The 23,048-nt window shown below is 57.3% G+C and carries 19 protein-coding genes; 18 read left to right on the top strand and 1 reads right to left on the bottom strand.

Going from position 1 to position 23,048, the window contains the following annotated elements:
• The first annotated feature begins 70 nt into the window (after positions 1-70).
• The 14 genes from lrhA (at position 71) to nuoN (ending at position 16,775) form a co-directional block, all read left to right on the top strand.
• Positions 71-997, top strand: a complete 927-nt coding sequence (gene lrhA, locus ID864_RS08610) for a transcriptional regulator LrhA (protein WP_048915447.1) — start codon at positions 71-73, stop codon at positions 995-997.
• A gap of 669 nt (positions 998-1,666) precedes the next feature.
• Positions 1,667-2,104: an NADH-quinone oxidoreductase subunit A gene (locus ID864_RS08605; RefSeq protein WP_048915448.1), complete on the top strand. Its 438-nt coding sequence runs from the start codon at positions 1,667-1,669 to the stop codon at positions 2,102-2,104.
• A gap of 17 nt (positions 2,105-2,121) precedes the next feature.
• On the top strand, positions 2,122-2,796 hold the full coding sequence (locus tag ID864_RS08600) for a NuoB/complex I 20 kDa subunit family protein (RefSeq protein WP_048915449.1): 675 nt from the start codon (positions 2,122-2,124) through the stop codon (positions 2,794-2,796).
• Between the two features lie 119 nt (positions 2,797-2,915).
• On the top strand, positions 2,916-4,715 hold the full coding sequence (nuoC, locus tag ID864_RS08595) for an NADH-quinone oxidoreductase subunit C/D (RefSeq protein WP_099754448.1): 1,800 nt from the start codon (positions 2,916-2,918) through the stop codon (positions 4,713-4,715).
• Positions 4,716-4,717: 2 nt separating this feature from the next.
• Positions 4,718-5,233, top strand: coding sequence for an NADH-quinone oxidoreductase subunit NuoE (nuoE, locus tag ID864_RS08590; protein ID WP_048915451.1), 516 nt, complete (start codon positions 4,718-4,720; stop codon positions 5,231-5,233).
• The gene (gene nuoF, locus ID864_RS08585; protein ID WP_048915452.1) at positions 5,230-6,570 is read left to right on the top strand and encodes an NADH-quinone oxidoreductase subunit NuoF; all 1,341 of its coding nucleotides are present in this window, start codon (positions 5,230-5,232) and stop codon (positions 6,568-6,570) included. The genes nuoE and nuoF overlap by 4 nt, the downstream gene beginning before the upstream one ends.
• 50 nt (positions 6,571-6,620) lie before the next feature.
• Positions 6,621-9,347, top strand: a complete 2,727-nt coding sequence (nuoG, locus tag ID864_RS08580; RefSeq protein ID WP_048915453.1) for an NADH-quinone oxidoreductase subunit NuoG — start codon at positions 6,621-6,623, stop codon at positions 9,345-9,347.
• Positions 9,344-10,321, top strand: a complete 978-nt coding sequence (nuoH, locus tag ID864_RS08575; protein WP_048915454.1) for an NADH-quinone oxidoreductase subunit NuoH — start codon at positions 9,344-9,346, stop codon at positions 10,319-10,321. Before nuoG ends, nuoH begins: the two co-directional genes overlap by 4 nt.
• A gap of 12 nt (positions 10,322-10,333) precedes the next feature.
• A complete protein-coding gene (gene nuoI, locus ID864_RS08570) occupies positions 10,334-10,876 on the top strand; it encodes an NADH-quinone oxidoreductase subunit NuoI (RefSeq protein WP_048915455.1) in 543 nt (180 codons plus the stop codon).
• A gap of 10 nt (positions 10,877-10,886) precedes the next feature.
• A complete protein-coding gene (gene nuoJ, locus ID864_RS08565) occupies positions 10,887-11,441 on the top strand; it encodes an NADH-quinone oxidoreductase subunit J (protein ID WP_048915456.1) in 555 nt (184 codons plus the stop codon).
• Positions 11,438-11,740 (top strand): NADH-quinone oxidoreductase subunit NuoK, encoded by a 303-nt coding sequence (gene nuoK / locus ID864_RS08560; protein WP_048915457.1) that lies wholly within the window; start codon positions 11,438-11,440, stop codon positions 11,738-11,740. The genes nuoJ and nuoK overlap by 4 nt, the downstream gene beginning before the upstream one ends.
• Positions 11,737-13,575, top strand: coding sequence for an NADH-quinone oxidoreductase subunit L (nuoL, locus tag ID864_RS08555; RefSeq protein ID WP_048915458.1), 1,839 nt, complete (start codon positions 11,737-11,739; stop codon positions 13,573-13,575). The genes nuoK and nuoL overlap by 4 nt, the downstream gene beginning before the upstream one ends.
• Before the next feature lie 215 nt (positions 13,576-13,790).
• Positions 13,791-15,311 (top strand): NADH-quinone oxidoreductase subunit M, encoded by a 1,521-nt coding sequence (gene nuoM, locus ID864_RS08550; RefSeq protein WP_048915459.1) that lies wholly within the window; start codon positions 13,791-13,793, stop codon positions 15,309-15,311.
• A 6-nt stretch (positions 15,312-15,317) separates the two neighbouring features.
• Entirely contained in the window at positions 15,318-16,775 is a 1,458-nt protein-coding gene (gene nuoN / locus ID864_RS08545) for an NADH-quinone oxidoreductase subunit NuoN (protein WP_048915460.1), read from the top strand.
• A gap of 63 nt (positions 16,776-16,838) precedes the next feature.
• Here nuoN and ID864_RS08540 read toward each other — a convergent pair whose 3' ends face one another.
• Positions 16,839-18,494 (bottom strand): glucan biosynthesis protein D, encoded by a 1,656-nt coding sequence (locus ID864_RS08540; protein WP_099754451.1) that lies wholly within the window; start codon positions 18,492-18,494, stop codon positions 16,839-16,841.
• Between the two features lie 331 nt (positions 18,495-18,825).
• Between ID864_RS08540 and elaB the strand changes: the two genes are divergently transcribed.
• The 4 genes from elaB to menH all read left to right on the top strand — a co-directional run bounded on the left by elaB (position 18,826) and on the right by menH (position 23,048).
• Positions 18,826-19,137, top strand: a complete 312-nt coding sequence (gene elaB, locus ID864_RS08535; protein ID WP_048915462.1) for a stress response protein ElaB — start codon at positions 18,826-18,828, stop codon at positions 19,135-19,137.
• Between the two features lie 126 nt (positions 19,138-19,263).
• On the top strand, positions 19,264-20,520 hold the full coding sequence (locus ID864_RS08530) for an isochorismate synthase (protein ID WP_191149721.1): 1,257 nt from the start codon (positions 19,264-19,266) through the stop codon (positions 20,518-20,520).
• 72 nt (positions 20,521-20,592) lie between these two features.
• Positions 20,593-22,284 (top strand): 2-succinyl-5-enolpyruvyl-6-hydroxy-3-cyclohexene-1-carboxylic-acid synthase, encoded by a 1,692-nt coding sequence (gene menD / locus ID864_RS08525; protein WP_191149720.1) that lies wholly within the window; start codon positions 20,593-20,595, stop codon positions 22,282-22,284.
• Positions 22,284-23,048: a 2-succinyl-6-hydroxy-2,4-cyclohexadiene-1-carboxylate synthase gene (gene menH / locus ID864_RS08520; protein ID WP_191149719.1), complete on the top strand. Its 765-nt coding sequence runs from the start codon at positions 22,284-22,286 to the stop codon at positions 23,046-23,048. The genes menD and menH overlap by 1 nt, the downstream gene beginning before the upstream one ends.

Below are 23,048 nucleotides of genomic sequence, written 5' to 3'. Positions count from 1 at the left end.
ATCCCTTTGATAAGACTGGTAATAACACCAGGGTAGCTGTTTGTAAAAAACTTATAAAGTGAAGAAAAACATGACTAGTGCAAATCGTCCGATACTTAATCTCGACCTCGATCTGCTGAGAACTTTCGTGGCTGTTGCCGACCTGAACACTTTTGCCGCTGCTGCGGCCGCCGTGTGCAGAACGCAGTCCGCCGTGAGCCAGCAGATGCAGCGTCTGGAGCAATTGGTAGGCAAAGAGCTGTTTGCCAGGCATGGACGCAACAAGTTATTGACGGAACATGGTATTCAGCTGTTGGGCTACGCCAGAAAGATACTGCGCTTCAACGATGAAGCCTGTACTTCTCTGATGTACAGCAACATTCAGGGGGTGCTCACCATCGGTGCCTCCGATGATACTTCTGATACCATTTTACCGTTCCTGCTCAATCGTGTGACCTCGGTATACCCGAAACTGGCCATCGACGTTCGCGTGAAGCGCAATCCATTTATGATGGAAATGCTTAACCAGGGCGAAGTTGACCTGGTGGTGACCACCTCCAGCCCGATGAATTTCACCTGGCAGGTACTGCGTACGTCGCCGACCCTGTGGTACTGCGCGGCTGATTACATCTTCCAGCGTGGGGAAGCGATTCCTCTGGTACTGCTGGATGAGCCAAGCCCATACCGCGACATGGCGATCGATCACCTTAACGAAGCGGGCATCCCGTGGCGTATATCGTACGTGGCCTCTACGCTGGCTGCGGTACGTGCTGCGGTGAAAGCGGGCTTAGGTGTGACTGCGCGCCCGGTGGAGATGATGAGCCCGGAGCTGCGCGTAATGGGTGCTGCAGAAGGCCTGCCAATGCTGCCGGATACCGAGTATCTGCTGTGCCGTAATCCGGACAGCGATAACGAGCTGGCGCTGGCAATCTTCAACGCGATGGAGTCCAGCAACGATCCGTACAACCTGATCACTGCAGGGCAGAGCGCCGCAGGCTTCGCCGACGAAGATGAATAACCGTCCAAACGCAAACGATTACTTTTATCATTAAAAGTCGATTGTTTTCGAAATGAGTGGTTAAAAAAGGCCTTTCAGTTAGAAATTAAGCTGAAGGGCCTTTTTGTTGCAAATTTATATGCCAGCTCAGGCCATTTTTTGGCATTAATCTGGCTATGCGCGTTAAAAAGCACCCATTCAGCTTAAAACCTAAAAATCCTCCCTCACGCTCCACTCTGGTCCGATCAGTGAATTGATTCTGCTCAAAAAAAGTTGCCTGTTTTACCGGCATAAAACCCCAAAGTGTGTTCTGGATCAAAAAAATAACCCCAATAAGGGGCAGGAAAACCGGGTGAATCCTGCCAAAATAGGCGTTGTTAAATACCCGATCCAAACAAGGTTTTAGCCGCTACACTAACTTCACATGATGCTACTGACTCGATTTAGCTCACTTATTGAGCATCATATGTTAAATTCGTGTTGTGGGTGTAAATTAATGTGCGGATAGTTTTGTCAAAGTTGACAAAAGGTTAGTTAAAGGAGTAAAAAACCACATAAAATTACTGCCTAATCGCGAAAGACAGTAAGATTTATCAGGTTTTTCATTCTTCCCTTGAATCGATGTGGTGTGTTAACTGCCAATTATCAGAGCAGGACGCGAAACGCCACTTTTGGTGAGTAAGCAAGAGTATGTCAACAACCACAGAAGTCGTCGCCCATCATTGGGCATTCGCTGTTTTCCTGATCGTCTCTATTGGCCTTTGCTGCGCAATGCTGGCCGGAGCATGGTTCCTGGGCGGAAAAGCCCGTGGAAGGCATACAAATACACCTTTTGAATCCGGTATTGCTTCGGTGGGCAGCGCTAAACTGCGCCTGTCTGCCAAGTTTTACCTGGTTGCCATGTTCTTCGTCATCTTCGACGTTGAAGCCCTCTATCTCTACGCATGGTCGACGGCGATCCGCGAAAGCGGTTGGGTCGGCTTTGTGGAAGCCGCTATTTTCATTTTGGTTCTGCTAGCTGGTCTGTTTTATCTGGTTCGCATTGGCGCGCTGGATTGGGCTCCTGCCCGTCGTCAGTTTGACGTCAAACCAACCACCATCTCGCACGCCAACCGTCACAAGCAGTAACAGCGAGGCAAAAACACATGGACTATACGCTCACCCGCATAGACCCGAACGGTGAGAACGACCGTTACCCCCTGCAAAAACAGGAGATTGTTACCGATCCCCTGGAAAAGCACGTTCATCAAAACGTCTATATGGGCAAGTTGGAACACGCTCTGCATGACATGGTGAACTGGGGTCGTAAGAACTCCCTTTGGCCGTTTAACTTCGGCCTTTCTTGTTGCTACGTCGAAATGACTACCTCGTTTACGGCGGTACATGACGTGGCGCGATTCGGGTCGGAAGTTATTCGTGCTTCGCCTCGCCAGGCTGACTTTATGGTGGTAGCGGGAACCTGTTTCACCAAGATGGCTCCGGTTGTTCAGCGCCTGTATGACCAGATGCTGGAACCAAAATGGGTGATCTCAATGGGTGCCTGCGCGAACTCCGGCGGTATGTACGATATCTATTCTGTGGTGCAGGGTGTGGACAAGTTCCTGCCGGTTGACGTGTATATCCCAGGTTGCCCTCCGCGTCCTGAAGCCTATATGCAGGCACTGCTGCTGCTGCAGGAGTCGATTGGCAAAGAGCGCCGCCCGCTGTCGTGGGTCGTCAGCGATCAGGGCGTGTATCGCGCCAATATGCAGTCGGAGCGCGATAGAAAGAATGCCGAGCGTATCGCCGTGACTAATCTGCGCACGCCTGACGAAATTTAAAAACAGCAGTTTATGGATGTGGTCAGCAACAGCGCAAAAAAAACACAATGTAACGTGCGCCGACCCACCTGACGCCAACACTGAGCGCCTGGATAACAGGCCAGAATGGTGAACCACTTATGACAGATTTAACCACGCAAGATCTCGCTCAGCCGTTATGGCAAACCCGAGATCACCAGGATGACCCGGTGATCGGCGAGCTGCGTAATCGTTTTGGGCCTGATGCCTTTACTGTGCAAGCAACCCGTACCGGCATTCCGGTAGTCTGGGTGAAACGTGAGCAGCTGCTTGAGATTATCCATTTCCTGCGCAAGCTGCCAAAACCCTATGTGATGCTGTATGACCTGCATGGCATGGACGAGCGTCTGCGCACTCACCGTGCGGGTTTACCCGCGGCGGATTTTTCCGTTTTCTACCACTTCATCTCCATTGAACGCAATCGCGATATCATGCTCAAGGTGGCGTTGTCTGAAAACGATTTGAATGTGCCGACCATCACCAAAATCTTCCCGAATGCCAACTGGTATGAGCGTGAAACCTGGGAGATGTTTGGTATCAATATTGAGGGCCACCCGCACCTGACGCGCATCATGATGCCGCAGACGTGGGAAGGGCACCCGCTGCGCAAAGATTATCCGGCGCGTGCGACCGAATTCGATCCTTTCGAGCTGACCAAGCAGAAAGAAGATCTGGAGATGGAATCGCTCACCTTCAAGCCTGAAGACTGGGGCATGAAGCGCAGCACCAACAATGAGGACTTTATGTTCCTCAACCTCGGCCCGAACCACCCGTCGGCGCACGGTGCGTTCCGTATTATCCTGCAGCTGGACGGCGAAGAGATCGTCGACTGCGTGCCGGATATCGGTTACCACCATCGCGGTGCGGAGAAGATGGGCGAGCGTCAATCCTGGCACAGCTACATTCCTTACACCGACCGCATCGAGTATCTTGGCGGCTGCGTAAATGAAATGCCGTACGTGTTAGCGGTTGAGAAACTGGCCGGTATCAAAGTGCCAGAGCGCGTGGATGTCATCCGCGTGATGCTTTCAGAGCTGTTCCGTATAAACAGCCACCTGCTCTACATCTCAACGTTTATTCAGGACGTCGGTGCGATGTCTCCGGTGTTCTTTGCCTTTACCGATCGCCAGAAAATTTATGACGTGGTGGAAGCCATTACTGGTTTCCGTATGCACCCGGCCTGGTTCCGCATCGGCGGCGTGGCGCATGACCTGCCGAAAGGCTGGGAGCGCCTGCTGCGCGAGCTGCTGGACTGGTTGCCAAAACGTCTGAAATCCTACGAACAGACCGCGTTGAAAAACTCCGTGCTGATTGCCCGTTCGAAAGGTGTTTCTGCCTACAACATGGAAGAGGCACTGGCCTGGGGTACCACCGGCGCAGGTCTGCGCGCGACGGGTCTCGACTTTGACGTGCGTAAATGGCGCCCTTACTCCGGTTATGAAAACTTCGATTTCGACATTCCAATCGGTGACGGGGTCAGCTGTGCTTACAGCCGCGTGATGCTGAAGATGGAAGAGATGCGTCAGAGTATGCGCATCCTGGAACAGTGCCTGAAGAATATGCCGGAAGGCCCGTTCAAGGCTGACCATCCGCTGACCACGCCGCCGCCAAAAGAGCGCACGCTGCAGCATATCGAAACCCTGATCACTCACTTCCTGCAGGTTTCATGGGGCCCGGTGATGCCGGCCAATGAGTCCTTCCAGATGATTGAAGCGACCAAAGGGATTAACAGTTACTACCTGACCAGCGACGGCAGCACCATGAGCTATCGCACCCGCGTGCGTACGCCTAGCTTCCCGCACCTGCAGCAGATCCCTTCAGTGATCAACGGCAGCCTGGTATCCGACCTGATCGTATACCTCGGTAGTATCGATTTTGTTATGTCAGACGTGGACCGCTAATTATGCACGATCAAAGAATTGCGATCGAAACGATCGATGAATCCGGGGCTTTTGTGCTGAGTGCCACCGAGCGCGACGCCATCGAGCATGAAAAGCACCATTACGAAGATGCGCGTGCCGCTTCAATTGAAGCGCTGAAAATTGTTCAGAAGCATCGCGGCTGGGTGCCTGACGGCGCGATCAACGCCATTGCGGGCGTGCTGGGCATTCCGGCCAGCGATGTGGAAGGGGTGGCAACATTCTACAGCCAGATCTACCGCACGCCGGTTGGCCGCCATGTGATCCGCTACTGCGACAGCGTGGTGTGCCACATCACTGGCTTCCAGGGCATTCAGGCCGCGCTGGAAACCAATCTGAACATCAAGCCGGGCCAGACCACGGCTGATGGCCGCTTCACGCTGCTGCCGACCTGTTGCCTGGGTAACTGCGACAAAGGGCCGGTGATGATGGTGGATGAAGACACTCACGTTCATCTGACGCCGGAAGGCATCGCCAACTTACTGGAGCAGTATCAATGAGACAGATCGTGCGTACTGCCGAAATGCATCCGCTGACCTGGCGCATGCGTGAAGACAAACAGCCGGTATTTCTTGAGGAATATCGCAGTAAGAATGGCTATGCCGGTGCTGAGAAAGCCCTGAAATCCATGGCGCCGGAAGAGATCGTCGCGCAGGTTAAAGACTCTGGCCTGAAAGGGCGCGGCGGTGCAGGCTTCTCCACGGGTTTGAAGTGGAGCCTGATGCCGAAAGACGAATCCATGAACATCCGTTACCTGCTGTGTAACGCCGATGAAATGGAGCCAGGCACCTATAAAGACCGCCTGCTGATGGAGCAGATGCCGCACCAGCTGGTGGAAGGCATGTTGATCGCCGCTTTCGCGTTGAAAACCTATCGTGGCTATATCTTCCTGCGTGGCGAATATATTGAAGCGGCCGCTAATCTGCGCCGCGCCATCGCGGAAGCAACCGAAGCGGGTCTGTTGGGTAAAAATATCCTCGGGTCGGGCTTCGACTTTGAGCTGATCGTGCACACCGGCGCTGGTCGCTATATCTGTGGTGAAGAGACCGCGCTGATTAACTCCCTGGAAGGGCGCCGCGCTAACCCGCGCTCCAAGCCACCCTTCCCGGCATCAGCGGGTGCCTGGGGCAAGCCGACCTGCGTGAATAACGTTGAGACGCTCTCCAACGTGCCGGCCATCATTGCTAATGGCGTTGACTGGTACAAAGGCATTTCCACCAGTGAAGATACCGGCACCAAAATGATGGGCTTCTCCGGCAGGGTGAAAAATCCTGGCGTCTGGGAACTGCCGTTTGGCACCACCGCCCGCGAAATTCTGGAAGAGTATGCCGGTGGCATGCGCGACGGCCTGAAATTCAAAGCCTGGCAGCCGGGTGGCGCAGGGACTGACTTCCTGACCGAATCCCACCTCGACCTGCCAATGGAATTTGCCAGCATTGGTAAAGCCGGTAGCCGTCTGGGTACGGCGCTGGCAATGGCTGTTGACCACGAGATCAACATGGTGTCGCTGGTGCGCAATCTGGAAGAGTTCTTCGCCCGTGAATCCTGCGGCTGGTGTACACCCTGCCGTGACGGCCTGCCGTGGAGCGTTAAAATTCTGCGCGCGCTGGAGAACAAGCAGGGGCAGCCAGGGGATATAGAAACCCTGCTGCAGCTCTGCCGCCAGCTTGGCCCGGGTAAAACATTCTGTGCGCATGCGCCGGGTGCAGTAGAGCCACTGCAAAGTGCCATTAAATACTTCCGCGAAGAGTTTGAAGCGGGAATGGCACCCCAGGTATACAGCAACGCACACGCGATTAGCGGCATCCAGCCAAACCTGTTAAAGGCGCGCTGGTAAGCAAAGTTTAACGCCCGTGTTCGCACGGGCCTTACGGAAGCATGTTCACTATGGCTACAATTCATGTAGACGGTAAAGAATATGATGTTGATGGTGCAGACAACCTGTTGCAGGCATGTCTCTCCCTCGGCCTTGATATTCCTTATTTCTGCTGGCACCCGGCGCTCGGTAGCGTCGGTGCCTGCCGCCAGTGTGCGGTAAAGCAGTTCCAAAATGCCGAAGACACCCGTGGCCGCCTGGTTATGTCCTGCATGACCCCGGCGTCCGATGGCACGTTCATCTCCATTGATGATGGTGAAGCGAAAGAGTTCCGCGAAAGCGTGGTGGAGTGGTTAATGACTAACCACCCGCACGACTGTCCGGTCTGTGAAGAGGGCGGTAACTGCCACCTGCAGGATATGACAGTGATGACCGGCCACAGTTTCCGCCGTTATCGCTTCACCAAGCGTACTCACCGCAATCAGGATCTCGGTCCGTTTATCTCCCATGAGATGAACCGCTGTATCGCCTGTTATCGCTGCGTGCGCTACTACAAAGATTATGCCGATGGTACAGACCTCGGCGTTTACGGTGCGCATGACAACGTCTACTTTGGCCGCCCGGAAGATGGCGTGCTGGAGAGTGAATTCTCCGGTAACCTGGTAGAAATCTGCCCGACCGGCGTGTTCACCGACAAAACTCACTCCGAGCGATATAACCGTAAGTGGGATATGCAGTTTGCGCCAAGCATCTGCCAGCAGTGCAGCATCGGCTGTAACACCAGCCCGGGCGAGCGCTACGGTGAACTGCGCCGCATCGAAAACCGCTATAACGGTACGGTAAACCACTACTTCCTGTGCGACCGTGGCCGTTTCGGCTATGGCTACGTTAACCTGAAAGATCGCCCGCGCCAGCCAATGCAGCGCCGCGGCGACGACTGGATCGCGCTCAACGCTGAGCAGGCGATGCAGGGAGCCGCAGATGTGCTGCGCCAGGCGAAGAAAGTGATCGGCATCGGTTCACCGCGCGCCAGCGTGGAGAGCAACTTCGCCCTGCGCGAGCTGGTGGGAGCAGAAAACTTCTCTACCGGTATCGCGGCGGGCGAGCAGGCGCGTCTTGAGCTGATGCTTAACGTGCTGCGCGACAGCGGCATTCACACCCCGGCGCTGCGTGATATTGAGAGCTACGATGCGGTGCTGGTGCTGGGTGAAGATCTGACTCAGACCGGGGCGCGCGTTGCGCTCTCCGTGCGTCAGGCCGTGAAGGGCAAATCGCGTGAAATGGCCGCCGCACAGAAAGTCGCGGACTGGCAGATTGCTGCGATTCTCAATATCGGTCAGAACGCCAAACATCCGCTGTTCGTGACTAACGTGGATGAAACCCGCCTGGATGATATCGCCGCCTGGAGCTATCGCGCCCCGGTTGACGATCAGGCGCGCTTAGGTTTTGCCATTGCCCATGAGCTGGACGCCAGCGCACCGGCAGTCAGCGATCTCGATAAATCACTGGCGGGCAAAATTGATGTGATCGTGCAGGCGCTGGCCGGTGCGAAAAAACCGCTGATTATTTCCGGCACTCACTCCGGCAGTGAAGCGATGATTCAGGCCGCCGCCAACGTGGCGAAAGCGCTGAAAGCGCGCGGTTCTGATGTGGGGATCACCCTGATTGCGGGTGCCACTAACAGCGTTGGCCTTGGCATGATCGGCGGTCACTCGCTCGACGTCGCCCTGGCCGAGCTGGAAAACGGCGCGGCAGATGCGGTGATCATTTTGGAGAACGATCTCTATCGTCACCTGCCGAAAGCCACCGTCGATGCCGCGCTGAGCAATACGCCAAACGTGATCGTGCTCGATCACCAGCGTACTGCCACCAGCGAAAAGGCCGGTCTGATCCTCTCTACCGCCAGCTTCGCCGAAAGCGACGGCACCGTCGTCAACCAGGAGGGCCGCGCACAGCGTTTCTTCCAGGTTTATGACCCGGCTTACTACGACGAAAAAGTTCAGATGCTGGAAAGCTGGCGCTGGCTGCACTCGCTACAGAGCACCATCAACAGCCGCGAAGTGGACTGGAGCCAGCTCGATCACGTCATAGATGCCTGCGTGGCGGTACTGCCGCAGCTGGCCGGAATTAAACAAGCGGCACCGGATGCCAGCTTCCGTATTCGTGGTCAAAAGCTGGCGCGTTCGCCGCATCGCTCAAGTGGACGTACCGCGATGCGCGCCAATATCAGCGTGCACGAACCGCGTCAGCCGCAGGACAAAGACACCATGTTCTCCTTCTCAATGGAAGGGAACAACCAGCCGGGCGCTGCGCGCTCGCAGATCCCATTTGCATGGGCTCCAGGCTGGAACTCACCGCAGGCATGGAACAAATTCCAGGCGGAAGTGGGTGGACATCTGCGTAACGGCGATCCAGGCGTGCGCCTGATCGAAGCGGGTGAGTCTCAGCTGGGCTGGTTCGAAAATGTGCCGGCTGCCTTCAGCGGTAACGCCGAAAGCTGGCGCGTGGCGCCATACTTCCACCTGTTTGGTAGTGAAGAGATGACGCAGCGCGCTCCGGTTATTCAGCAGCGTATGCCTGAAGCTTACGTGATGGTGAACCCGGACGATGCGGCAAAACTGGGCGTCAATGCCGGTGCTGCGGTGGAATTTAACTGCCAGGGTGAAGTCCTGCGTCTGCCGGTGCGCTTCTCCAGCAACCTGCAGGCAGGGCAGGTTGGTCTGCCAATTGGTTTGCCGGGTGTTCCACCGTTCCTTGCCGGAAGCGACATTGAAAATCTGCGGGAGGCTGCACAATGAGCTGGCTGACACCGGAAGTTATCGACGTCATTATCGCCGTCGTAAAAGCCTTAGTGATTCTGTTTGTCGTGGTGGGCTGCGGCGCGTTTATGAGCTTCGGCGAACGTCGCCTGCTCGGGCTGTTCCAGAACCGTTACGGACCAAACCGTGTCGGCTGGGGCGGCTCGCTGCAGCTGGTGGCGGATATGATCAAAATGTTCTTCAAAGAGGACTGGATCCCACCGTTCACCGACCGCGTGATCTTTACTCTTGCGCCAATGATCGCTTTCACCTCGCTGCTGCTGGCGATGGCGATTGTGCCGGTGACTTCCACCTGGATGGGCGCGGACCTGAACATCGGTCTGCTGTTCTTCCTGATGATGGCAGGCCTGGCAGTGTATGCCGTGCTGTTCGCGGGCTGGTCGAGTAATAACAAATACTCACTGCTCGGTGCGATGCGTGCCTCGGCCCAGACGCTGAGCTACGAAGTGTTCCTCGGCCTGTCGCTGATGGGCGTGGTCGCTCAGGCTGGCTCGTTCAACATGGTCGACATTGTGAACAGCCAGCAGCATCTGTGGAACGTGATCCCGCAGTTCCTGGGCTTTATCACCTTCTGCATCGCCGGTGTTGCCGTGTGTCACCGCCATCCGTTTGACCAGCCAGAAGCCGAGCAGGAACTGGCCGACGGTTACCACATTGAGTATGCCGGGATGAAGTTCGGCCTGTTCTTCGTCGGTGAATACGTTGGTATCGTGACCGTATCGTCACTGATCGTCACGCTGTTCTTCGGTGGCTGGTATGGTCCGTGGCTGCCGCCGATTTTCTGGTTTGCCATCAAAACGGCATTCTTCATGATGATGTTCATTCTGATTCGTGCTGCGTTACCGCGCCCGCGCTATGACCAGGTGATGTCGTTCGGCTGGAAAGTCTGTCTGCCGTTGACGCTGTTGAATCTGCTGGCGACCGCCGCAGTGATTCTGTACACGGCGCAGTAAGGGGTTAAGAACATGACATTAAAAGACCTTGTCGTTGGTTTCGGGACAACCGTACGCAGTATCTGGCTGATAGGTATGAATGCCTTCGCCAAACGCGAAACCATGATGTACCCGGAAGAGCCGGTTTACCTGCCGCCACGTTATCGTGGGCGTATCGTGCTGACGCGCGATCCGGACGGCCAGGAACGCTGCGTTGCCTGTAACCTGTGTGCCGTCGCCTGCCCGGTGGGCTGTATCTCGCTGCAAAAAGCAGAGATGGCCGACGGCCGCTGGTATCCAGAATTCTTCCGTATCAACTTCTCGCGCTGCATCTTCTGTGGCCTGTGTGAAGAGGCTTGCCCGACCACTGCGATTCAGCTTACCCCAGATTTCGAACTGGGTGAGTTCAAGCGTCAGGATCTGGTGTATGAAAAAGAACACCTGCTGATTTCCGGCCCGGGCAAATACCCGGAATACAATTTTTACCGGATGGCGGGTATGGCGATCGACGGCAAAGACAAAGGCGACGCAGAAAACGAAGCCAAACCCATCGACGTCAAGGGCTTGTTACCTTAAGGAGCCAGGCATGGAATTTGCGTTTTATCTTTGCGGACTGGTAGCGGTGCTGGCGACGTTGCGCGTTGTCACCCACACAGACCCGGTACATGCGTTGCTGTACCTGATTATTTCTCTGCTGGCTGTCGCCGGTGTGTTCTTCTCGCTCGGCGCTTACTTTGCCGGTGCGCTGGAGATCATTGTGTATGCGGGTGCCATCATGGTGCTGTTCGTCTTCGTGGTGATGATGCTGAACCTTGGCGGCCAGGAGATCGAGCAGGAGCGCCGCTGGCTGCAACCTTCTATGTGGATCGGGCCTGCCGTGCTGTCGTTTGTCCTGCTGGTGGTGCTGGTTTACGCCATCCGTAGCATTAATGACCAGGGCATTGACGGCACGATGATCGATGCAAAAGCCGTCGGCATCAGCCTGTTTGGTCCTTATGTTCTGGCCGTTGAGCTGGCTTCCATGCTGCTGCTGGCAGGCCTGGTCGTGGCCTTCCACATCGGTCGCGAGCAGCGCCCTGGTGAGGTGCTGAGCAACCGCCCGGCGGACAAAGTGAAAAGTAACAAGGAGGAGCAGGTATGATCCCTCTGCAGCATGGACTTATTCTGGCGGCCATTCTGTTTGTCCTCGGACTCACGGGCGTGGTTATTCGCCGTAACTTGCTGTTTATGTTGATTGGTCTCGAAATCATGATTAACGCCGCAGCACTGGCGTTTGTGGTGGCGGGGAGCTACTGGGGTCAGGCAGACGGTCAGGTGATGTATATCCTGGCAATCAGCCTGGCTGCGGCTGAGGCCAGTATTGGCCTGGCGCTGCTGCTGCAGCTGCATCGCCGCAGTCAGACCCTCAACATTGATAAAGTGAGTGAGATGCGCGGATGAACCTTCTCTATTTAACAATCCTGTTTCCGCTGATTGGCTTCTTACTGCTGGCATTTTCCCGTGGTCGCTGGTCAGAAAATCTGGCCGCTACCGTCGGGATGGGCTCTGTCGGTCTGGCCGCGCTGGTCACGCTCTATGTTGGCATGGACTTCTTTGCCAACGGCCAGCAGGTATTTAATCAGCTGCTGTGGACCTGGATCCACGTAGGTAACTACAACATCAGCGTCAGCCTGACGCTGGATGGGCTGTCGCTGACTATGCTGTCTGTGGTCACCGGTGTCGGCTTCTTCATCCATATGTTCGCCTCCTGGTACATGCGTGGGGAGGAGGGCTACTCGCGCTTCTTCGCCTATACCAACCTGTTTATCGCCAGCATGGTGGTTCTGGTACTGGCCGATAACCTGATGCTGATGTATCTCGGCTGGGAAGGCGTGGGTCTCTGCTCGTACCTGCTGATCGGTTTCTACTACACCGAAGCGAAAAACGGTGCGGCGGCGATGAAGGCCTTTATCGTGACCCGCGTGGGTGACGTGTTCCTGGCATTTGCGTTGTTCATTCTTTACAACGAGCTGGGTACGCTGAACTTCCGCGAGATGGTCGAGCTGGCGCCGGCACACTTTGCTGCCGATAACCATATGCTGATGTGGGCAACCCTGATGCTGTTAGGTGGTGCGGTCGGTAAATCAGCCCAGCTGCCATTGCAGACCTGGCTGGCCGACGCGATGGCGGGCCCAACCCCGGTATCTGCACTGATCCACGCGGCAACCATGGTCACCGCAGGTGTCTATCTGATTGCCCGTACTCACGGCCTGTTCCTGATGACGCCGGAAGTGCTGCATCTGGTCGGTATCGTTGGTGCGGTGACGCTGGTGCTGGCTGGCTTTGCGGCGCTGGTGCAGACCGATATCAAGCGCGTATTGGCTTATTCGACCATGAGTCAGATTGGCTATATGTTCCTGGCGCTCGGCGTTCAGGCCTGGGATGCGGCGATTTTCCACCTGATGACCCATGCGTTCTTCAAAGCGCTGCTGTTCCTCTCCTCGGGTTCGGTGATCCTTGCCTGCCATCATGAGCAGAACATCTTCAAAATGGGCGGCTTGCGTAAAAGTATCCCACTGGTGTATGTCTGCTTCCTGGTCGGGGGCGCCGCGCTGTCTGCTCTGCCGCTGATCACTGCGGGCTTCTTCAGTAAAGATGAGATTCTGGCAGGGGCACTGGCTAATGGTCATCTTAACCTGATGATTGCCGGTCTGGCCGGGGCGTTTATGACCTCGCTCTACACCTTCCGTATGATCTTCATTACTTTCCACGGGAAAGAACAAATTCACGCTCACGCCGGCAAAGGGATTACTCATCATCTGCCGCTGATCGTGCTGTTAATTCTCTCAACCTTTATTGGCGCGATGATTGTGCCGCCGCTGAAAGGCGTACTGCCGGATACCGCTGAACTGGCGCACGGCAGCGTGCTGACGTTGGAGATTGCCTCTGGCGTAGTCGCGATTGTCGGCATTCTGCTGGCTGCCGCGCTGTGGCTGGGCAAACGCACGCTGGTGACTTCGATCGCCAACAGCGCGCCAGGCCGTTTCTTCTCGACCTGGTGGTTTGCTGCCTGGGGCTTCGACTGGCTGTACGACAAAATCTTCGTCAAGCCTTACCTTGGCGTGGCCTGGCTGCTGTCGCGTGACCCGTTAAATGCCCTGATGAACATCCCGGCACTGTTGGCGCGTGGCGCTAACAAAGGCCTGGTGATCAGCGAAAACGGCTACCTGCGCTGGTATCTGGCCTCAATGAGCATCGGCGCCGTGGTGGTGCTGGCTCTGCTGATGGTGATGTAAAGGTTCGTGAGTGGGGTGGGGCTGGTTGGCCCCGTCCTGAGTTTAAGAATGTTGAAAATTACCTGAAGGTTGGGCGTCATCGGCGCAGTCAGTTTTGTCACCGCCAGCGCAGAGCAAGCGCAGCATACTGAAGTATGTGAGCATTGCGAGCACTGCCGGGGGCAAAAATGGCAAGCAAGATAGCCCATTCAGGCTTATAAAGGGAACAAATCGCCATGTTATTACCCTGGCTTATATTAATCCCGTTTGTCGGCGGCTTGCTGTGCTGGCAGCTTGAGCGCTTCGGACCCAAGCTACCGCGCTGGATCGCACTGATCGCAATGGGGCTGACGCTGGTGCTTTCGCTGCAGCTGTGGTTGCAGGGAGGCTATTCACTGACTCAGGCTGCGGGGATCCCGCAGTGGCAATCTGAGTTCTCCGTTCCGTGGATCCCGCGCTTTGGTATTGAGTTCCATCTGGCGCTCGACGGCCTGTCGCTGCTGATGGTGGTGTTGACCGGGTTGCTTGGCCTGATGGCGATCCTCTGCTCGTGGAATGAAATCGAGAAATGGCAGGGCTTCTTCCACCTTAACCTGCTGTGGATCCTCGGTGGCGTGATCGGCGTGTTCCTCGCCATGGACATGTTCCTGTTCTTCTTCTTCTGGGAGATGATGCTGGTGCCGATGTACTTCCTGATCGCGCTGTGGGGCCACAAAGCCTCCGACGGGAAGACGCGTATTTCTGCCGCGACCAAGTTCTTCATCTATACCCAGGCCAGCGGCCTGGTGATGCTGATTGCGATTCTTGCGCTGGTGTTTGTGCACTACAACGCGACCGGCGAATGGACGTTCAGCTACGAACGACTGCTGAAAACGCCAATGTCGCACGGCGTTGAATACCTGCTGATGCTGGGCTTCTTTATCGCCTTCGCGGTAAAAATGCCGGTGGTTCCGCTGCACGGCTGGCTGCCGGATGCGCATAGCCAGGCACCCACGGCAGGTTCGGTAGACCTTGCCGGTATTCTGTTGAAAACCGCCGCTTACGGTCTGCTGCGTTTCGCGCTGCCGCTGTTCCCAAATGCTTCGGCCGAGTTTGCTCCTATTGCGATGTGGCTGGGGATTATCGGTATCTTCTACGGCGCGTGGATGGCTTTCTCGCAGTACGATATCAAGCGCCTGATTGCTTATACCTCTATCTCCCACATGGGCTTCGTGCTGATTGCTATCTACACCGGTAGCCAGCTGGCGTTCCAGGGCGCGGTGGTGCAGATGATTGCGCACGGCCTGTCAGCTTCTGCGCTGTTCATCCTTTGTGGTCAGCTGTATGAGCGTTTGCATACCCGTGATATGCGTCAGATGGGTGGCCTGTGGGCACGTATCAAATGGTTACCGGGCCTGTCGCTGTTCTTCGCGGTAGCAAACCTTGGGATGCCGGGTACGGGTAACTTCGTCGGGGAGTTTATGATCCTGACGGGCAGCTTCCAGACGGTGCCAGTGATCATCGTCATCGCGACCTTCGGTCTGGTGTTTGCTTCGGTTTACTCACTGATTATGATGCAACGCGCTTACTACGGTGCGCCAAAGTCAGATACTCCTCTGCGCGGTATGTCAGCGCGTGAGTTCCTGATGATTATGGTGCTGGTGGTCCTGCTGGTGCTGCTGGGTGTTTATCCTCAGCCGATTCTGGATACCTCGCATGCTGCGATGAGTAATATTCAGCAGTGGTTTACTGCTTCAATTTCAACTACAAGGCCGTAATTCGCCATGACAATAACTCCTCAACAATTGATCGCGCTTCTACCGCTGCTGATCGTCGGATTGACGGTGGTAGTTGTGATGCTGTCCATTGCGTGGCGACGCAATCACTTCGTTAATGCGACGCTGGCCGTCATCGGTCTCAACCTGGCGCTGTTCTCGCTGTACTTTGTCGGCCAGGCTGGGCCAATGGATGTCACCCCGCTACTGCGCGTGGACAGCTATTCGATGCTGTATACCGGGCTGGTTATCCTTGCCAGCCTGGCAACCTGCACCTTTGCCTACCCGTGGCTGGCGGGCTACCCGGATAACCGCGAAGAGTTTTACCTGCTGGTACTGATTGCGACGCTGGGCGGTGTGATGCTGGCCAGCGCGAATCACCTGGCTTCGCTGTTCCTTGGTATTGAGCTGATCTCCCTGCCGCTGTTTGGCCTGGTGGGCTACGCCTTCCAGCAGAAACGCTCGCTGGAAGCGGCGATCAAGTACACCATCCTGTCGGCTGCCGCATCATCATTCCTGCTGTTCGGTATGGCGCTGGTGTATGCAGACTCGGGCAACCTCAGCTTTGTTTCGCTGGGTAAGAGCCTGAACGATGGTGTCCTGCATGAGCCGCTGCTGATGGCGGGTCTGGGTATGATGATCGTTGGCTTTGGCTTCAAGCTGTCGCTGGTTCCGTTCCACCTGTGGACGCCAGACGTCTATCAGGGGGCTCCGGCTCCGGTGTCGACCTTCCTGGCTACCGCCAGCAAAATCGCCATCTTTGGCGTGCTGATGCGCCTGTTTATGTATGCACCGCTGGCCGATAACGAAGGCGTGCGCAGCGTACTCGGCATCATGGCGGTGCTGTCGATGCTGTTCGGTAACCTGATGGCGATTTCGCAGACCAACATCAAGCGTATGCTGGGCTACTCGTCAATTGCTCACCTCGGCTATCTGCTGGTGGCGCTGATTGCCGTGCAGACTCACCAGCTGTCGATGGAGACGGTTGGCGTTTACCTGGCCGGTTATCTGTTCAGCAGCCTTGGTGCTTTCGGTGTCGTCAGCCTGATGTCCAGCCCTTACCGTGGCCCGGATGCTGACTCGCTGTACTCCTACCGTGGTCTGTTCTGGCACCGTCCGATCCTCGCCGCGGTGATGACCGTGATGATGCTGTCACTGGCGGGTATCCCGATGACGCTTGGCTTTATCGGTAAGTTCTACGTCATTGCGGTCGGTGTGAGTGCGCATTTGTGGTGGCTGACCGGCGCCGTGGTGCTGGGCAGTGCCATCGGCCTGTACTACTACCTGCGTATGACCGTCAGCCTGTACCTCAACCCGCCAGAGTTGATGCAGCGTGATACCCCGGCGAACTGGGCGTTCACCGCCGGTGGTGTGGTGGTCCTGATTTCAGCAATCCTGGTGCTGGCGCTGGGTATCTACCCGCAGCCGCTGATCTCGCTGGTAAAACTGGCGCAGCCGCTAATGTAATTCAGCACGCTGCCAATAAAAAATCGGGCCATGTGGCCCGATTTTTTTTTACCTGTAATTTGATTAACCCGCAGTCATCACGCGGTCATCAATATACTTACGCTTGTCAGGCGGCGGTGGGAAGTACTGATACAGCCAGGTTTCGCTCAGCGTCTCATCCTTGGTTCGCAGGAACAGGCGCATATTCACCGGCGCGGTGGCGTCGCTGTCAGGATACCAGTCGAACAGGATGCGGTAGCCATCGATAGGCTCAACGTAGAGGATCTCAACCTGCTTAAGGGTGCCGCTACTGACGTTGATCACCGGCTCAATCCCTTTCGGGGCTGCCGCTTTCAGATCGCCACCCACGAAGTCGACCGCAAAACGGCGCGCCCAGACGTCGGGATAGTGTTCGCCCGGCGCCCAGCCCTCCGGGAAGCCGCCCATACCGGTGCGCGTCGCATTCACCCGTGACAGACCGCTACGAACCGGCGGCAGACCGCTCCAGTAAAGCTTGTAGGAGAAGCTGTGCTCGCTGCCCGCTTTGATGGCGTCGGCAGGCTGCCAGAAGCAGACGATGTTATCCAGCGTTTCACCCGTGGTCGGGATCTCCATCAGATTAATCGCCCCTTTACCCCACTTGCCGACCGGCTCAACCCACAGGCTCGGCCGCTTGTTATACCAGCCAATCACGTCCTGATAATCCTGGAAGTCATGATTAAGCTGCAACATGCCGAAACCGCGCGGGTTTTCGTCCTGATAAGCGTTAAAGGTCAGGCGCTGCGGGTTGTTCAGCGGGCGGCAGATCCACTCACCGCTACCGGTCCACATCGCCAGACGGTCGGAGTCGTGAATTTGCGGATGGATGGTGTCACACATGCGGCGTTCGTTATTGCCGCAGCTAAACATGGTCGTCATGGGAGAGATACCCAGCTGCTGAATATCTTTACGCGCATAAATGTGGTTTTCCACTTCCATCACCACGCGTTTCTCTTCGCAGTGGATGGTGAATTTAAATGCGCCGGTGCAGCTTGGGCCATCCAGCAGGGTGTACATCACAAACGTGGTGTCGTCTGCTTTTGGCGTTTCGAACCAGAAGGCAGTGAAGTCCGGGAACTCTTCTTTGCTGGTAAAGGTATCGATCGCTACGCCGCGTGCCGACAGCCCGTACTGGTAGGTTTCATCTACCGCGCGGAAATAGCTGGCGCCAAGGAACGAAACGATGTCGCGTTTTGCCAGTTCCGGTTTTTTAAACGCGCGGAAACCGGCAAAGCCGAGGTCGTTTTTGCCTTCCAGCTGCTGAGTATCCACGTGGGCATTGTTGTAGTTGAACAGCTCCGGGCGGAAGTGGATTTCACGCGCCTCACGGCTGGCGCCGTCAACGGAGAACATGCGGATACGGCGTTTAAAGCCCATACCCACATGGAAGAACTGAACGTCGAGCTGACGATTGTCGATGCCGTTCCACAGCGAGTGGTTTGCATCGTACTGGATTTCGTTATAAGCCTGCGGAGTCAGCGTTGCCAGGGTTTCCGGCAGCGGTGCCGGAGCACCACCATAGGCCTGTTTTGCCATGCCGGCAGCCATTTTTTTCAGGACGTCAAAGTCAAAACGCTTAGCGGTTCCGTCGGCAATCCCATCTTCCGCCCAGGCAGCCTGGGAGAATAACGCGGAGAGTCCTGACATCCCACTTACGGTAGCGAATGCCATTGACGCTTTCATAAACATTCTTCGATTCATGCCGGAAATAATTTCCTCAGGTGAACGGAGTTTGTAGTGACTGTCGTGCGTTTGCACGCATTCGCTTGGCCGGATTTAGCCCGGTTACAGGGAGTTACGACAGCGAGCCGGGTTGATAATTCAGTTCACGCAAAATTTATCAGATAAATCTAACTGCCGCAGTGATTTCCCGTGTTTATTCGTTGGTTTACCGCGCCTGAAGCACAAATACACGCGCCTTATGGCAACCTTCTGCGCGATTCTCAGCGCATTCCTGGTCGCTTTAGCCAGGCAGAGCGGCAAATACTGTCTATAGTTATCAACGTATGTTATTCGCCCAAGGAGAATGGAAATGGCAACAACAACTGAACCACATGAAACTCGACTGGATGACGACCTGGCGTTACTGACTGAAACGCTGGAACAAGTACTGAAATCATCGGGCGACCCGGCAGACCAGAAATACATGGAGCTGAAAGCGAAAGCGGAAAAATCACTGAATGAAGTGAAATCCCGCGTCAGCAACGCGTCTGATACCTACTATGTGCGCGCTAAGCAGGCTGTCACGCGCGCCGACGAGTATGTGCATGATAAACCGTGGCAGGGTATTGGCGTCGGTGCCACCCTTGGCCTGGTCGTCGGGCTGCTATTGGCTCGACGCTAAGCGTTAATTGCTCGTGATTCAGGCGCCGCTTCGGCGCCTGTTTTCATTCTGCCCCACTGAGATCAATATTCCCCGTTTTTCCCTTCATTAAAATGTGCGCCTGGCCCGTTTACTGCCGAGGTTCCCTTGCCGTTCGTCCGTGCGCTGCATCAACTGCGTGACCAGCTTATTGAGATTTCGAGTGATGCCCCCGGCGCGCTGCAGCTACGCGTCTCTCTGTCAGGGGAGGTCGACGCGCTGGCGTGGCTGGGTACCCAGCGCTGCTGGCCGCAGTTTTACTGGCAGTCACGCTGCGGGCAGAGCACCTTAATGGCGCTTGGGGCGCGGGATGTTTGCCGCTCGATGGATCGGGCGACCGCACGACTTCACGCACTCCCGCCGCACTGGCAGCTGGTCGGGGGGAACGCCGTCGATGGCGACAGCTACCTGTTTCTGCCGATCCTCAGCCTGCGACAGGACGACAGCGGGCAGTGGCTGAGCCTTAACTTACTCAGCGACACCTCCCTGTATCAGGAAGCCCGGCACCTGCTGGCCTGGCTCGACGGCCTGCTGCCGTCACAGCCGCTGCCACCGTTACCCCGTGCAATCAGCGTCAATACGCTGCCGGATAAATCCGGCTGGTGCCAGCAGGTTGAGCGCGCCCTGCAGGCCATTCGCGCTGGCGAACTGGATAAGGTCGTGCTGGCCCGCGCCAGTGATTTCACCTGCGCGCAGCCGCTCTCAGCTGCAGCGCTGCTGGCCGCCAGTCAGCGGATCAACCCGCGCTGTTATCACTTTATGCTGGCCACCGCCGAAGATCGGGCACTGGCAGGCTCCAGCCCGGAAAGGTTATATGCCCGGCATGGCACGGAACTGTGGAGCGAAGCCCTGGCGGGTACCGCCGATATTGCTGAGGCTGGCCTGCTGACCGACGGTAAAAATCAGTGGGAAAACCAGCTGGTGGTTGAGGATATCCGCCAGCGGCTGGCCGATGAGGTGACGGCGCTCGACGTCGCGGCTGCGGAACTGCTGCCGCTGCGTCAGCTGCAGCACCTGCGGCGCAGCATTCACGCCACGCTGCGCCACAGCGATGACGCACGCTGCGTGTCCCGCCTGCAGCCGAGCGCCGCCGTCTATGGCTTACCGCGCCGCGCGGCCGCCGCGTTCATCCATCAGCATCAGTCATTTCAGCGCGGCTGGTACAGCGGGTCAATTGGCTATCTCTCCCTGCACCACAGTGAGTTCGCAGTGGTGCTGCGCTGTGCCGAAGTACGGGGGAATCAGGCGCGGCTGTATGCCGGAGCGGGCATTGTCAGCGGCTCCGATGCGCAGCGGGAGTGGCAGGAAGTTGAGCATAAGGCAGCGACGCTTGGCTGCTTATTCAGTGGTGAAAACCCGGCGTAATACGGGTTCAAATCAAAAAGGGCGCAGAACAGCTGCTTATAATAGCAGCAGGGTTTTTGATGCGGAGTGGCTATGCAGCAAACGAGGTCGCAGGGGAGTTCACAGGCAGCGTTTAATCGCTGCTGGGCAGAGGTGCTGCTGGAGACGCTCACGCGCCACGGCATCCACCACGTCTGCATTGCACCCGGTTCACGCTCGGCGCCGCTGGCGCTGGCCGCCGCGGCAAACCAAAAGCTGGTGTGCCACACCCATTTTGACGAGCGCGGGCTGGGCTTTCTGGCGCTGGGTCTGGCGAAATCAACCCGCCAGGCGGTGGCGATTATTGTCACCTCCGGCACGGCGGTGGCGAATCTGCATCCGGCGGTGGTGGAAGCACAGCTGACCGGAGAAAAACTGGTGATTATCAGCGCCGACCGCCCGCCAGAATTAATCCACTGCGGCGCCAATCAGGCGACCGAGCAGCCTGGCCTGTTTGCATCTCACCTCGCAGGCTCCCTCAATTTGCCGCGCCCGACGGCGGAGATCCCGGCGCGCTGGCTGGTTAGCGCGCTGGATACGCTGCTGGCAAACCCGCGTCACGGTCCGGTTCATATTAACTGTCCGTTTGCCGAGCCGCTGTACGCTGAGCAGAGCGATGATTTCCCTGGCTGGCAGCAGGCGCTGGGCGACTGGTGGCAGAGCCGGGATCCCTGGCTGCATTACGCTCGCACTGTGAATATCCCGACCGAAGCCGACTGGTTGTTCTGGCGGCAGAAGCGTGGCGTGGTGATTGCGGGAAGAATGACGGCGGCCGAGGGCCTGCTGGTGGGGCAGTGGGCCGCAGAGCTGGGCTGGCCGCTGCTGGGTGATGTGATTGCGCAATGTGGGCAACCATTACCGGCCGCCGCGCTGTGGCTGGCACATCCTGATGCACAGCGGGCGCTGGATGCCGCGCAGATTGTGCTGCAGTTTGGCAGCAGCCTGACCGGGAAAAACCTGCTCGGCTACCAGGCCAACTGCCGGGCGCAGAGCTACTGGCATGTTGATCCTCTGCCCGGCCAGCGTAACCCGGCGTGCCCGCGCGGGCGGCGGATGGAAGTGCAGATTGATCGCTGGTTACAGCACCATCCGGCCCAGCCGCGCCAGCCCTGGTGCCCGCAGCTTGATGCGCTGGCGCAGCGCACCCGGCGCTATCTTCATCAGCATCTGCACCACTTCGGCGAGGCGCAGCTGGCCCATCGTCTGTGCGAACTGCTGCCGGAAAAAGGCGCGCTGTTTCTCGGTAACAGCCTGTCGATCCGGCTGGTGGACGCCTTTGCCTCGCTGCCGGCCGGATATCCGGTGTACTGCAATCGCGGTGCCAGCGGTATTGATGGCCTGCTGGCGACGGCGGCGGGCACCCAGCGCGGCAACGGCCAGCCGCTGCTGGTGCTGCTGGGCGACCTCTCCACGCTGTACGATCTTAACAGCCTGGCGCTGCTGCAGCAGGCCCCGGCTCCGGTGGTGATCCTGGTGGTCAACAATCAGGGTGGGCAGATCTTCTCGCTGCTGCCGACGCCGCCTGCGCAGCGCGCTTCGCTGTTTGCCCTGCCGCCGCAGGCGGACTTCAGCCATGCGGCGGCGCTGTTTGGTCTGCAGTTCCGGCGCGTAGCCAGCTGGCTGGCGCTGCAACAGGCGGTGCAGCAGGGCTTTAACGGCGGCGTCACGCTGGTCGAAGTGGTGGTCAATGGCGACGACGGCGCGCAAACCCTGGACTGCTGCGCCAGAGAAGTGGTGACCCTGTGATGCTCCATGCGCACTGGCAGGGGCATCATCACAGCACGCGCCCGGTGCTGGTCTGGCTGCACGGTTTTCTCGGCAGCGCGCAGGAGTGGCAGCCGGTACAGCGCTATTTCAGCCACTGGCCGCTGCTCAGCGTTGATCTCCCCGGGCATGGTGGTTCGCGCGCGCAAAGCGTTAACGGCTTTGATGAGCTGTCGCAGCGGCTTAACGCCACCCTGGATTATCACCAGGTTAAGCGCTACTGGCTGATTGGCTATTCGCTCGGCGGACGGCTGGCGCTTTACCACGCCTGCCGCCATGCCGGGAAGGAACTGATGGGGTTACTGGTCGAAGCCGGACATTTTGGCCTCGCTTCGCCCTCAGAGCGCGCGATCCGCAGGGAGCACGATCTCTGCTGGGCGCAGCGCTTTCGCCAGCAGCCGCTGGAGCAGGCGCTGTGCCAGTGGTATCAGCAGCCGGTCTTTGCCGAGCTGACCCCGATTGAGCGCCAGCGCCTGGTGGCTCGCCGCCTGGATAATCGCGGTGAAGGGCTGGCCGCGATGCTGGAGGCCACGTCGCTGTCGGCGCAGCCCTGGCTCCTGCCGGAGCTAAGGCAGAAAAGTTTCCCGTTCCGCTATCTGTGCGGTGAGTGGGATCAAAAATTCCTGCAGCTGGCGCTTCAGGCCGCGCTGCCCCCGGCGGTGATCCCCGCTGCGGGCCACAACTCTCACCTGGCGAACCCGCTGGCTTTTGCCCATCAGCTCGCTCGCGTGCTCAATTATCATTAA

It is taken from the genome of Erwinia aphidicola (genome assembly GCF_014773485.1).
GTDB classification, from domain to species: domain Bacteria; phylum Pseudomonadota; class Gammaproteobacteria; order Enterobacterales; family Enterobacteriaceae; genus Erwinia; species Erwinia aphidicola.
This window is presented reverse-complemented; position numbering and strand designations above follow the sequence as displayed.

Bases quoted from the DNA above. Each gene is read 5' to 3' on its own strand.
- lrhA (WP_048915447.1), top strand. From the start codon at position 71: ATGACTAGTGCAAATCGTCCGATACTTAATCTCGACCTCGATCTGCTG.
- ID864_RS08605 (WP_048915448.1), top strand. From the start codon at position 1,667: ATGTCAACAACCACAGAAGTCGTCGCCCATCATTGGGCATTCGCTGTT.
- ID864_RS08600 (WP_048915449.1), top strand. From the start codon at position 2,122: ATGGACTATACGCTCACCCGCATAGACCCGAACGGTGAGAACGACCGT.
- nuoC (WP_099754448.1), top strand. From the start codon at position 2,916: ATGACAGATTTAACCACGCAAGATCTCGCTCAGCCGTTATGGCAAACC.
- nuoE (WP_048915451.1), top strand. From the start codon at position 4,718: ATGCACGATCAAAGAATTGCGATCGAAACGATCGATGAATCCGGGGCT.
- nuoF (WP_048915452.1), top strand. From the start codon at position 5,230: ATGAGACAGATCGTGCGTACTGCCGAAATGCATCCGCTGACCTGGCGC.
- nuoG (WP_048915453.1), top strand. From the start codon at position 6,621: ATGGCTACAATTCATGTAGACGGTAAAGAATATGATGTTGATGGTGCA.
- nuoH (WP_048915454.1), top strand. From the start codon at position 9,344: ATGAGCTGGCTGACACCGGAAGTTATCGACGTCATTATCGCCGTCGTA.
- nuoI (WP_048915455.1), top strand. From the start codon at position 10,334: ATGACATTAAAAGACCTTGTCGTTGGTTTCGGGACAACCGTACGCAGT.
- nuoJ (WP_048915456.1), top strand. From the start codon at position 10,887: ATGGAATTTGCGTTTTATCTTTGCGGACTGGTAGCGGTGCTGGCGACG.
- nuoK (WP_048915457.1), top strand. From the start codon at position 11,438: ATGATCCCTCTGCAGCATGGACTTATTCTGGCGGCCATTCTGTTTGTC.
- nuoL (WP_048915458.1), top strand. From the start codon at position 11,737: ATGAACCTTCTCTATTTAACAATCCTGTTTCCGCTGATTGGCTTCTTA.
- nuoM (WP_048915459.1), top strand. From the start codon at position 13,791: ATGTTATTACCCTGGCTTATATTAATCCCGTTTGTCGGCGGCTTGCTG.
- nuoN (WP_048915460.1), top strand. From the start codon at position 15,318: ATGACAATAACTCCTCAACAATTGATCGCGCTTCTACCGCTGCTGATC.
- ID864_RS08540 (WP_099754451.1), bottom strand. From the start codon at position 18,494: ATGAATCGAAGAATGTTTATGAAAGCGTCAATGGCATTCGCTACCGTA.
- elaB (WP_048915462.1), top strand. From the start codon at position 18,826: ATGGCAACAACAACTGAACCACATGAAACTCGACTGGATGACGACCTG.
- menD (WP_191149720.1), top strand. From the start codon at position 20,593: ATGCAGCAAACGAGGTCGCAGGGGAGTTCACAGGCAGCGTTTAATCGC.
- menH (WP_191149719.1), top strand. From the start codon at position 22,284: ATGCTCCATGCGCACTGGCAGGGGCATCATCACAGCACGCGCCCGGTG.